This is a genomic window from Xenorhabdus sp. PB30.3 (assembly GCF_963895965.1).
Taxonomy (GTDB): domain Bacteria; phylum Pseudomonadota; class Gammaproteobacteria; order Enterobacterales; family Enterobacteriaceae; genus Xenorhabdus; species Xenorhabdus stockiae.
Genome location: NZ_CAWQMW010000014.1, coordinates 1 through 11,375 on the forward strand (window position 1 = coordinate 1; position 11,375 = coordinate 11,375).

The following is an 11,375-nucleotide window of genomic DNA, read 5'->3' on the forward strand; positions in this document are numbered from 1 at the left end:
GGCCATAACTCAGTCCTTCCTTTTTGTGTTTTTTTGGTTTTGCGATTAAAAAGTTCGCAAAAATAGGACTGAGTTTCTTTGATTCGCCTACCATTTTGAAAAGCTATTTAGTGGGAATGTCATTTCCACCCGTTATGTTACCCGATATGAAACAATAAAGTAAGAAAACCACAACAATAACAGTAATCACTAATTTTTTAATATCGACAAAATCTTTTAAACGTCCCATGTATCCCTCACCCAATTTAAAACTAACGACTATGAATAATACTATTTTCTGGCTCGACTTCGAAACTTACAGTGAGGAACCGATTAAAAATGGTACTCACATTTACGCCGAACATGCCGAAATTATGTTATTTGCGTGGGCGATAAACAATAACCCTGTTCAGGTATGGGATATTACAAGCAATATTTCCATACCAGCCGAATTACGTAAAACTTTAATTGATCCGAACGTGATTTTATTCGCGTATAACAGCCATTTTGGTCATGACTCCAATAATTAGATTTCTTCTGACAGATAGTATTCACACTCAATGAACGTGCCTATCACTTTGTCGTGCATTTCTTCGGATTTGGAGTAGCCAATCGTTTTCCGATTTAGCCGTTTGATGCGAGTACGCAGGTTGAGGTTGGTTCTTTCGATACGCTGAGTGAATTTCTTGCCTCTGAGGTGTTTTTCCACAGGAAGGCAATTGTAAACGGCATAATTGGTTCAAGTTTTTTAACGTGCGAATAACGGTGTTGATACCGACCTTCAGGACGCGAGCGGTGTCTCTGATACCACCGTTATTCTCTGCCATATCTCACCCGTAATAAAAAGTGAGAAGTTTATCGCAACACCTGACTATTGGGAGCATGACCGAAAATAACTTGTTTTCAGGATATTCACGCCTTCTATGTACTCTCATGCCAAAATTCTTAACTGGATATTGAGCAAAAATATCCTTTAGGTGTTCTGTGATATGACACGCAAAAAACCAATATTAGCATTGATATTTTGATTGGAATTGCCATTACCTAGAAATGTATAAACTTTCAACAGGACATTATGGTAAATATGGTGGTATGACAAAAAACAAATCCACTGGGTATCGTGTTTAATATACTCAATTGTTTATAACTATTTAAATATAAGGCTAAGTTACTGATGTGGAACGAAAGGTATTCATGCTCTGATTACATCTTTGGTACCGAACCGAACATTTTCCTTACTTCCTGTGAACACCTTCTATCACCAGGAAAGTCGGTATTATCTGTCGCGGATGGAGAAGGTCGGAACAGCATCTGGCTCGCTTCGCAGGGGCTGAATGTGACGGCTTTCGATATGTCCGATGAAGGCCTGAAAAAAGCGAAAAAGCTAGCTACGCTTAATGATGTGTCGGTTAATTTCAAACTCTCCGACATAGAAAACTGGCACTGGGTTCCGGAACAGTTTGATATTGTGGTTGCCATTTTTATTCAGTTCGCACCACCTGAGATGCGTAGGAAAATCTTTGAAGGAATGAAAACGACACTACGGCCAGGAGGGATGATACTGATGCAGGGTTACAGACCAGAGCAGTTAGAATATGGGACTGGTGGACCGAGGGAGCTTGAATATTTTTACACACGGACGTTATTAGAAGAAATGTTTGGGGATTTCAGAATATCCAAATTGGATGAATATGATAGTGAACTTCAAGAAGGAACAGGTCATTCTGGTCTATCTGCTTTGATTGATTTAGTCGCATTTAAACCGAGTTGATTAATATCCTCCCGGCGCTTTATAAGGCCGATGTGTATACATCGGTTTTTCTGCGCAATTAATGGATTACTCAGCCTGACTGAAAGTTAAAGATAATAAACGATGGGGCAGGGATAACAAATCATTGTCTGTTTCCCTGCCTTTATTTCAAATCACGTATATACACTTCGTCTTTCAAGTTGCCTCTTTGTTGGCTGCACTCGCTCACCCCAGTCACATAGTTATCTATGCTCCTAGGGATTACTGAGAGGCTCCTGCCTCTCACCGGAGGCCAGCCTTTGGCTGGGCAAATTCGTTCCCGACGAATTTGTCACTCCCTTGCCGCCGCGACGCATCTTGAAATCCATTGTGTATAGGAATAATTATCTGAATTCATGACTTGCTAATTTTAATGGTATTAGTTTGCAACTATAGGCTCGATTAATAGCAGTTTGGTTAATACTGTGGAAGAAGGTTTACTTTCTTCCCCTTTAGGTACCACAAAAAACTCACCTTGCTTTATTATTACGTGTTCATCTTTAAAATCTATACGAAGTTCACCCTCAATCACCATAAACACCTTGTCTTCTTTTTCATGTGTATGCCATATGAAATCACCATCTGCGAGTAATATAATTATCTTATATTCGTTTGTTTCAGTTATTACCTTCGGTGACCATACTTCTTTGATTAAATCAAATTCTTGTTTTAAATTTGTTACTTTTCTCAATGCAGCAATAGGGTTCATATTATATACCTTTCCTTTAGTTAGTCTTTGGTTTGAGTTTTTAATGCTTACCAATTATATGGAATTATCGTTTTCCGGTTTTTTATCTTATAGACAGGAAAATATTTTATCTCTATTTCTAACCTATTTGGTTATTACATCATTACAGATTTATACGCAGTGTATAGGCATATGGGGTATCAGGCACCAAGCGTAGCACCTCCATCAATGACAATATCCTGTAACGTGATGTGACTTGCCTGTTCAGAGGCTAAGAACAGAATGACATTGGCTATTTCATCGGGCTGTGCGATTTTCCCGAGTGGAATGCCCAGTTTAAATTGTTCTGTCATGCCGTGAATCAAACGCTGATGCGCTATGTCACCATTGAGCATCCCTTCCAGCATTGGGGTTAACGTGGAACCCGGCGAAACAATGTTACATCGTACCCCAAACGGTGCCAGTTCAAGGCCCACACTCAGGCACAAGCTGCGCATTGCGGCTTTAGACGCACAGTAAACTGCCATATTAACGCGCGGTACGTGGGCGGCGTTAGAGACTATCGAAACGATATTACCATTGCGCTGACGCTGGAAATGTGGAATGAGTATTTTAAACAGATTGAATGCTGCGCCAGCATTGACGTTGATTGAACTTTCCCAGTCTTCACGGCTTAATGTTTCTGCTGAGCCAAGACGCAAAATTCCCGCACCATTAACCAGTACATCCAGCCCGTTTTCCTTCAGCAGTGGAGGGCAGATTTTTTGCACTGCACAATCGTCACTGACATCCAGAATGAGCGTCTCAAACGGCATTGAATCAGGGAACTTGAGATCGAATCCAAAAACCTTAGCTCCTGCTTCGTGAAAGCGGAGAGCTGTGCGGTAACCGATACCGCTCCCGGCTCCCGTCACCCAGACGATTTTTCCCTTGAAGCTGTTCATCTCACCTCCAACTCGCCATTCAGTAATACGAGCCAGTTTCGCAATGTTGGTTGCTTCATTAAGGAGGTAAAATCAAGCTCGTATCCTTCCTGCCGACGCTTGGAGACGAAAGACATCATGCGTAGTGAATCTAAACCATAATCAAGCAAGTTTTCGTCATCATCAATGTCGCATACATCTTCATCCAGTGTGGATTGCAGTATAGTCAGTAAACGGTCCCGATCCCATTTATTTTCTGTTGCGGGAGAATCGAGTACCGATAGTGCCATATCGGTACTCAACACTTGTCCGGAACGGCCAGCAGTGTAGCGTAGCGCCATCATGTGCTCTTCCCGGCTGAAGTCTGCCAGTGCATCGCTTATCATAAACGCCTGTATATCGCGCATAAAGGCGTCAGTAGCTGTGGTTAGGCAGCCGATATGGGCATACACGCCACAGATTATAAGCTGGTCGCGCTGACGTTCTTTCAGGTGCGTCTCCAAATCAGAGCGCTGAAACGCGCTGTAGCGCCACTTTACCAGCACAGTATCCTGTTGTTCGGGGGCCAGTGCTGCCGCGATTTTTTGCTGTTCTGGATAGCGGTTCAGCCCCGGTCCCCACATATCATTCAGTAACGCTCGCTCAACGTCACTCTGTTGGTCCGGCTGAGCTGTATAAAACACTGGGATACCGAGTTCATGGCAACGGGCGCGCAGGATAACAATGTTGTTAATAACCTGCTGAACCATTTTGCTCTCTTTTCCCCAGAAGTTGAGGAAATATTCCTGCATATCGTGAATCAGCAGAGCGGCACGCTGCGGCTCTAACTGCCATTCCACTTTATTTACAGGTAAGGTGGCCTCATCGGGCAGGGTATAATCCTGAAGTTTAGGAATGCTCATGGCGTATTTCCTCAATTCTCTAAGGCGGCGCTGGCAAGTGCACGTAACGCCTGTTTATTAATTTTTCCTACCGGAGTCAGCGGCAGTTTAGGCAGATTTTCGAAACGATCGGGAATTTTGTAGTCGGCGATACCCTGTTCGCGCAACCATCGACGGAACACCACAGGTTTTACCGATTCATGCTCGCGCGTCACTACATATGCGCAAGTTTTTTCACCCATCAGAGGGTCAGGAATAGCAACCAGTGCGGCGTATACCACGGCTGGATGGCGTAGCAGAAGGTGTTCAACCTCTTCAGCGGCAATTTTTTCGCCGCCACGATTTATCTGATCCTTCTCGCGCCCAACGACTTTCAGATATCCGCCGGGAAGCTGAATAACTACGTCACCGGAGCAATAAAATCCGTGGCTGTCAAACACTGTTTGGTTATGTTCCGGACTTCGGTAATAGCCCCGAAAAGTGTATGGGCCTCTGGTCATCAACAATCCCGGCTCTCCGAGTGGTACCGGGAGTCCTTCCTGATTTGCGACCCATACCTCATCATCCTCGCTGATGGGGCGGCCCTGAGTGGTGAAAGTATGTGTATCGTCATCATCTAATCGGGTGTAGTTCACCAGACCTTCCGCCATACCAAATACCTGTTGGAGCTGGCAACCCAGCTCTGCTGGAATGCGTCTGGCCAGTGTTTCTCCCAGAGGAGCACCGCCGACCAGCATGGCCTCCAGACTGGCGAGTTCGTCGGCGTGGCCTTTAAGACTGGTATATTCCAGCCAGATGCTGACCGCTGGTGGTACTAGGGCGACAAGATTGATTTTATGACGTTCTATAGCCGGGAAACATCCATCCGGACTTGGATCGGGGACGAGAATAACCTGACCGCCCGCATAGAAAACGCCCAAAGCTCCAGGTGAACTCATAGGGTAGTTATGTGCAGCAGGCAGTGCACAGAGATATCGGGTTTTACTACTTACGTTGCAGATTGGGTTGCTGGCGCGGATACTGTAATAATAGTCATTGTGGGTGCGTGGGATCAGCTTGGGTGTGCCAGTGCTGCCACCAGAAAGCTGGAAAAATGCGACCTCATCTGCCGGAGTTGGCGTTGGTGTAAAGTCTCCCGGCTCTTCCGATATCAGACGTGAAAGCGAATGGTCTGAATCTGTATGGTGAAGCACGACTATATTCAGTTCCGGGCATTTATCGATTAGACGATCAATAAGAACATCATCATGAAACTGGCGATGTTGGCGATCGGCAATGAGTATTTGGGGCTTAATTTGGAGCGCATACGCGGTTAATTCGCTGCTTTGGTGGCTATAAAGCGCGTTAACAGGTACGATCCCCAGACGCAATAAGGCAAAAAAGACGATATAAAATTCAGCTTCGTTGCCGAGCTGAACCAGTGCAGTTTGTCCCTGACGTACGCCGCGTCGGTGCAGAGAAGCGGCTAATCGGTTTACTGACTCATTAAGCTCGCGATAGCTCCAGCTCTGCTCACCACAAAACAGTGCCTTGGCATCGTTCTCACAGTGAATATCAAGAATATCGCTCAATGGACGGTCAATCCAATACCCCTTCAAACGATAGCGTTCAGCCAGATCCTGAGGCCAACGGTTGAATTCAATCATAATGTCTGCTCCTGTTGCGTCGCAAATCCAAGTGCGCTCAGCATGGTGTTAAATTTGGTACGGGTTTCCATCCATTCATTTTCCGGAACAGAGTCTGGAACGATGCCGGCACCGGCGAATAGCTCAATCTGATGAGATCGAACTTTACCGCAGCGGATCGCCACTACCCACTCCCCATCTCCGTGGGCATCGCACCAGCCGACAATACCGCCAAACCAGCCGCGATCGAATGGTTCCAGTTCGCCGATCAGATTGCGGGATGAGGTATAAGGAGCGCCGCATAATGCAGGAGTGGGGTGAAGTAAGCAGGCAAGCGATAGAGCAGTCTCGCGATCACTGGCCAGTGTCCCCTGAATTTCAGTAGCGAGATGCCAGAGTGTAGGTGTGCTGAGCAGCGAAGGTTCAGGAATAGTCAGAGAATTGCAGAGGTCTGTTAGTTGACGACGGATAGCTTCCGTGACCACCAGATGCTCATGGCGATCCTTTACGGAGGCTAACAGCTTTTCTCTGGCCTTTTGATCACTGGTATTATTCGCGCCCCGTCGCGCAGAACCGGCAAGAGGGCAGGAGCGTAGGGTATGCCCCTCTTTACGTAGCAGTAGTTCAGGGCTGGCACCAATCAGAGTGCCATCCGCCAGCGGCAAGTGAAAGTTATAGCTCTCTGGATTCTGCCTGTTGAGTTGTAACCACAGGTTCAGGGCACTCAGTGGGGGAATACTTTCAATCTGTAGCAGGCGCGATAACACCACTTTATCGAGCGCACCAATGCGCAGAGGATTCAGCGCACTTTCCACCATGGCGCAATACGCATCGTGATCCGGAATGAAGTGAGCCTGGCCCTCCACCTGTACCGGAGAGTCGGAAAGGTTAAAGGCATAGCGATCGAACCAATGGCAGGTTTGTGGAATAAACAGCGAACAGGGTTGGCGTTTATCAAAAGGAATAGCTCCTACGACAATAGGATTTTCTACTCCGGCTTGCTGAGCCTGACGAAGCTGCTGCTGTACTCTTTGCTGGAACTCGCTTTCGACACGATGTCCGGATGAGGCCGGAAGTGTCAAGGTGGCGAAGCATCCCCGGGCGAGCAGACTTTTGTGAGGTGACAGAAATATGAAGTCATCTTCTTGCAACGTGAGTGGCAGAAGGTCGTTGACGATCCCAGACAAAATCAGGTCCCTCTTGTTAGTATAATGGTCAGTTTTTTCTCCATACCGGAGAGGAGGAAAATACCGCTGGCAAAGAGAATGCCAACCGCCAGTAGTGCCGGATACCAGATGTTATCTGTTATAGCTGGCTGTGGAGAGGATGCTGCGGTAGAAGTAGGGGAAACACACCTATTTACGGAAATTTTCAGCGCTGAGGTTGTAACTCTCATGATGCAAATCCCTCGCTAACTACATACGCTCCGTCAGATAGAATAGGTGTTGAAAACATCACCACCTGAATCCCAAATTTTTCGCATAGAGCGATGAGTTCCATCACAAGTTTTTTTCTTATCTTAAACATAATCAAACACCGTCTGACTTTGCCTTATAAAAATAATCTAATAACCATCAATTCATTTGTGCTGCTTACAGGCGGCGCTGGAAACCCAATTTGATAAAACACTCATCATGAAAAGGTATGATCTCCTGAAGAAGAAAACGGCACTACAATATTGCAAATAGAAATGATTATCAATATAATTATCATTATTAATTATTTGCTGTTTTTGTGTCAAAATGGTTCTGTTGTATTAAGTGAATCATCCCGAACTGTTGTGCTGTGGTAAATCTGGATACCCCGCCAAAAAGTAAAAAGACCGCACTAGGCGGCCTTTAACAAAAACGCAATTTAACCTAAAAATATTGACTGTAATTCAATGTGCTATTTTTATTTACATAAACCACACATTCACTCTTTCAGTTGACACAGTAATCTGCCAGATTCCTTAGGATCAAAACTAATGAAACCACCCTGTTGATAATAATGATAAAAAATAAAATTTCCCTCTTTGGCGGTACTTTTTATTTTTACTTTCAGATCTTTTGGCTGCCCCTGATAAGGCAAAAAACCAAAGCCAGCGAAAGTCGGATAGCTATATTCCTTGCCTAAAGAATTATTGTTAAGAGATGTTTCGCTGACATCCTCCTCAGTCATTGATTCAGCTTTACGTCCCTTTAAAGATTGAAGATTAGGATTGTCACACGAGTTTTTTATACTCTTATCCCTCAGGTTTACTTCTCCATTAATACCAACATCATCCGGGCTAAAAACATACCTTTTGGGATTGAATGTATATGTATACGCATATTTAGCTCTCGACTTAGCTTTAGTCACCGTCGCAATAACTGTTGCAGTTTTAGATGAGCTAAAAGTTTTCAAAGGAAAAGTGATTTTTTTATTCACTATTTCCACGAGATCAGAAGACGGGTCATATTCAATATCATCGTCATTAGTGGCAATAACCATAGGATAATTTTTTGATGCTTTATTTATCAGTGTTATCGTTAATCCCTCATAAACATTATACGGTTTATTTTTTTCATGAGTATAGGTAAACTCATGACGGCCGAAGATGAGTACCCCAGCCTCCTGCACTACCGGTTTGAAATTGACGGGTGTATTCTCGCTATTACTGGCATATGTGTTACCATCATCAGTCGTGATATTTAGGTTGACTTTGACGTTATCCACTCCTACTTTACTCACCAGTAAAGCTTTTAAATATCCATCATTATCTGTCGTTTGTTCCTGTTCCTTAAAATACACATCATCATGCAGCAATTTATTTACGATAACTTCCCAGGTTGCATTGAGTTTATAGTTACGAAGTGGTTGCCCGTTTTCAGGATCGACAATTAAGACTCTGTAGGTATACTCATCTTTTCCATTCCCAAAGAGAGTTTCTTTTGGAGAAACTTCCATTTCATTTATGAATGATTTATCTCCAGGAGTAAAAGGATTAACCGTAACAGTCATTTCAGCGGTTTTGGCGAGTTTCCCGTTCTCTAATTCCACCATGGCAGAAATCCGGTAACTATTGACACCATTGGGGATATATTTGGGCAATTTAATTTGAATTTCATTACCAGCGCCCGGAAGTTCGCCACCATTTTTGCTGAATGCTTCTTCTGTCTTCCATGTCACCGGTTTGGTCGGTTCACTTGAAACCACAGCAGCAGTGACTGATATACTCTGATTACCATATCCATCAAGGGTATTTGGTAAGGTGATTTCTAATTCAGTATCTTTATCTTCATCTTTAACCGTAACAGTCATTTCGGTTTTTTTGGATAGTTTTCCGTTTTCTAATTCCACCGTGGCAGAAATCAGGTAACTATTTACACCATCGGGGATATATTTGGGCAATTTAATTTTAATGGGATTACCAACACTCGGAAGTTCCCCACCATTTTTTCTGAATGCTTCTTCTGCCTCCCATGTCACCAGTTTGGTCGGCTCACTTGAAATCACAGCAGCAGTGACTGATATATTCTGATTACCATATCCATCAAGGGTATTCGGTAAGGTGATTCCCAATTCAGTATTTTTATCGTTAACCGTAACAGTCATTTTTGCAGTTTTGGATAGTTTCCCGTTTTCTAATTCCACCGTGGCATAAATCGGGTAACTATTTACACCATTGGGGATATATTTGGGCAATTTAATTTGAATTTCATTACCAGCGCCCGGAAGTTTCCCACCATTTTTGCTGAATGCTTCTTCTGCCCGCCATGTCACGGGTTTGATCGGCTTATTTGAATCCACAGTAGCGGTTACTTTTTTCTCTTCTTCACTATCTCCATGGAGGGTATTTGGTAAACTGATGTTTAATTTAACCTCCTTAACCGTAACAGTCATTGTTGCGGTTTTGGATAGTTTCCCGTTCTTTAATTCCACCGTGGCAGAAATCGGGTAACTATTTACACCGTTGGGGATATATTTGGGTAATTTAATTTGAATTTCATTACCAGCGCTCGGAAGTTCCCCACCATTTTTGCTGAATGTTTCTTCTGCCTTCCATATCACGGGTTTAGTCGGTTTATTTGACGTGACAGTAGCGATTATTGTTTCCTTATCTTCACTATCTCCATGAAGGGTATTCGGTAATCTAATTTCCAGACTCGATTTTTCCCTGTGATCCAGCACAATGGTGTTATTTCTTTCCACCAAATCATAACGGCTGCCGGCCAGTGTGCGCATTGATGCAACGCTATCCGGTGATAATTGAACGCTCAGCGGGACACCAAATCTATAATTTAAATTGGCCTGAAAACGGGCATCACTATGTTTGTTGGTGCCATGCCGGTAATCTATGCCCATGGTTATCAGCGGAATTGGTGTATAAGTCATGCCTACTTTGGCAAAGCCGGGGTTTTTCTGTTTGGTATCACGGTTGAATAGAGTCACATCATCGCCAAAGTATTTTTCGTAACCCAGTTTACTGCCGATGTGCGGATAAGCAGGCAGAAAGAACTCGCCATTGATATCAAAACCATTAGCAGGACGCTCTTCCCAAAGTTTATCATCTCGTGACTGATGCCATTTACTCAGACGAATATAGGTATTGGCTGATAATTTAAGGTAATCAGCCCATGCTTCTGCACCCAATCCCAGTCGGTTATTTTTGCCCGTGATGTCCTGATCAAAGAAAGTATTAAAACCATACATCCAGTCTGAAATGAAATAACGGCTGCCAAAACCGAGGTTAACTGTATTTCGGCTGTCTTTATTACGATAACCCAACTGAGAAAAAACCAGCCAGTCTACTTTATTATCATAAAGTGGAAATAATAGGTCTAATGAACTGTTATGCAATTTACCTTTTCTATCCACCGATAAATTAATTTTGGCTGTACCAAATTGTGACAACCATTCTTGTACTTCGCTATTTATTGTTCCATTCAATCTTCCCAAAGCGTAAGATTTAGCCTGCTCTGCCAATTGAGATGGCGTAGATGATAATAAGCCACTAACCCTCTGAATATTTTGTGCGATCATGCTGGCTTTATCTTCTTCTATATAACCAGAAATATTTTCGTTGTCTTCAATCGGAGAAATAGTGCTTACTGCCAGATCCTGATGGCTTTCACTCACTGAAAATGTGTTCATAGCGACAAACGGTAATAAAAAAGAAAACATTAATATGAAAAACCGCCTGAATTTATTCAAAAAAATAAACTTCATAGATACATTCCTCAATAAAACGCAAAGTTTCACCAGCGAATTCACATTAAATGTTTAGTTGAAATAATTTTTTTTGCACAATAAAACTAAATTAGGAAACCTTTTTATCATTAAGTAATGAATGGTTTTTATCAGGCGATAAATAAAAGTAATCACTTTTTATTATTCAAGGGTGAGGGAATTATTATTTAATAATAACCTGAATTCTGGATAAGAAATTGACGAGAGGCCTGTTCCAGGAGCAAAGTTTTGGTGAAAGCCTAAAACGACTCCGGGGAGGAACAGGCCATGGACAAGTTA

9 protein-coding genes and 2 pseudogenes are annotated in these 11,375 nt (G+C 43.3%); 2 read left to right on the forward strand and 9 right to left on the reverse strand.

The annotated features are described in order from the left end of the window. The first annotated feature begins 260 nt into the window (after positions 1 to 260). Positions 261 to 509, forward strand: coding sequence for a hypothetical protein (locus AACX38_RS01950; protein ID WP_228865599.1), 249 nt, complete (start codon positions 261 to 263; stop codon positions 507 to 509). Here AACX38_RS01950 and AACX38_RS20695 read toward each other — a convergent pair. Both AACX38_RS20695 and AACX38_RS20700 read right to left on the reverse strand, forming a co-directional pair. After that, a pseudogene (locus tag AACX38_RS20695) lies at positions 506 to 694 on the reverse strand (IS1 family transposase); the annotation flags it as partial. The gene AACX38_RS01950 and the pseudogene AACX38_RS20695 overlap by 4 nt on opposite strands. A 67-nt stretch (positions 695 to 761) precedes the next feature. Continuing rightward, positions 762 to 806: pseudogene (locus AACX38_RS20700) on the reverse strand (hypothetical protein); the annotation flags it as partial. Positions 807 to 1,153: 347 nt separating this feature from the next. On the opposite strand from AACX38_RS20700, the gene AACX38_RS01960 reads away from it, so the two are divergent. Then, positions 1,154 to 1,750, forward strand: a complete 597-nt coding sequence (locus tag AACX38_RS01960; protein WP_228865600.1) for a class I SAM-dependent methyltransferase — start codon at positions 1,154 to 1,156, stop codon at positions 1,748 to 1,750. Between the two features lie 397 nt (positions 1,751 to 2,147). Here the strand turns inward: AACX38_RS01960 and AACX38_RS01965 are convergent, their stop codons facing one another. The 7 genes from AACX38_RS01965 to AACX38_RS01995 all read right to left on the reverse strand — a co-directional run bounded on the left by AACX38_RS01965 (position 2,148) and on the right by AACX38_RS01995 (position 11,030). Further along, positions 2,148 to 2,477, reverse strand: a complete 330-nt coding sequence (locus tag AACX38_RS01965) for a cupin domain-containing protein (RefSeq protein ID WP_228865601.1) — start codon at positions 2,475 to 2,477, stop codon at positions 2,148 to 2,150. A 179-nt stretch (positions 2,478 to 2,656) separates the two neighbouring features. Next, complete coding sequence (dhbA, locus tag AACX38_RS01970) at positions 2,657 to 3,400, reverse strand: 2,3-dihydro-2,3-dihydroxybenzoate dehydrogenase (protein WP_228865602.1); 744 nt, start codon at positions 3,398 to 3,400, stop codon at positions 2,657 to 2,659. Next, positions 3,397 to 4,281, reverse strand: coding sequence for an isochorismatase family protein (locus AACX38_RS01975; protein ID WP_228865603.1), 885 nt, complete (start codon positions 4,279 to 4,281; stop codon positions 3,397 to 3,399). The genes dhbA and AACX38_RS01975 overlap by 4 nt, the downstream gene beginning before the upstream one ends. A gap of 11 nt (positions 4,282 to 4,292) precedes the next feature. Further along, positions 4,293 to 5,909: a (2,3-dihydroxybenzoyl)adenylate synthase gene (locus AACX38_RS01980; RefSeq protein WP_228865607.1), complete on the reverse strand. Its 1,617-nt coding sequence runs from the start codon at positions 5,907 to 5,909 to the stop codon at positions 4,293 to 4,295. Next, entirely contained in the window at positions 5,903 to 7,072 is a 1,170-nt protein-coding gene (locus AACX38_RS01985; RefSeq protein ID WP_228865604.1) for an isochorismate synthase, read from the reverse strand. Before AACX38_RS01985 ends, AACX38_RS01980 begins: the two co-directional genes overlap by 7 nt. A 2-nt stretch (positions 7,073 to 7,074) precedes the next feature. After that, positions 7,075 to 7,281: a hypothetical protein gene (locus AACX38_RS01990; protein ID WP_228865605.1), complete on the reverse strand. Its 207-nt coding sequence runs from the start codon at positions 7,279 to 7,281 to the stop codon at positions 7,075 to 7,077. A gap of 518 nt (positions 7,282 to 7,799) precedes the next feature. After that, a complete protein-coding gene (locus AACX38_RS01995; RefSeq protein WP_228865606.1) occupies positions 7,800 to 11,030 on the reverse strand; it encodes an inverse autotransporter beta domain-containing protein in 3,231 nt (1,076 codons plus the stop codon). Positions 11,031 to 11,375 lie beyond the last annotated feature (345 nt).

Coding starts and splice junctions, on each gene's coding strand:
- AACX38_RS01950 (WP_228865599.1), top strand. CDS start 261: ATGAATAATACTATTTTCTGGCTCGACTTCGAAACTTACAGTGAGGAA.
- AACX38_RS01960 (WP_228865600.1), top strand. CDS start 1,154: ATGTGGAACGAAAGGTATTCATGCTCTGATTACATCTTTGGTACCGAA.
- AACX38_RS01965 (WP_228865601.1), bottom strand. CDS start 2,477: ATGAACCCTATTGCTGCATTGAGAAAAGTAACAAATTTAAAACAAGAA.
- dhbA (WP_228865602.1), bottom strand. CDS start 3,400: ATGAACAGCTTCAAGGGAAAAATCGTCTGGGTGACGGGAGCCGGGAGC.
- AACX38_RS01975 (WP_228865603.1), bottom strand. CDS start 4,281: ATGAGCATTCCTAAACTTCAGGATTATACCCTGCCCGATGAGGCCACC.
- AACX38_RS01990 (WP_228865605.1), bottom strand. CDS start 7,281: ATGAGAGTTACAACCTCAGCGCTGAAAATTTCCGTAAATAGGTGTGTT.
- AACX38_RS01995 (WP_228865606.1), bottom strand. CDS start 11,030: ATGTTTTCTTTTTTATTACCGTTTGTCGCTATGAACACATTTTCAGTG.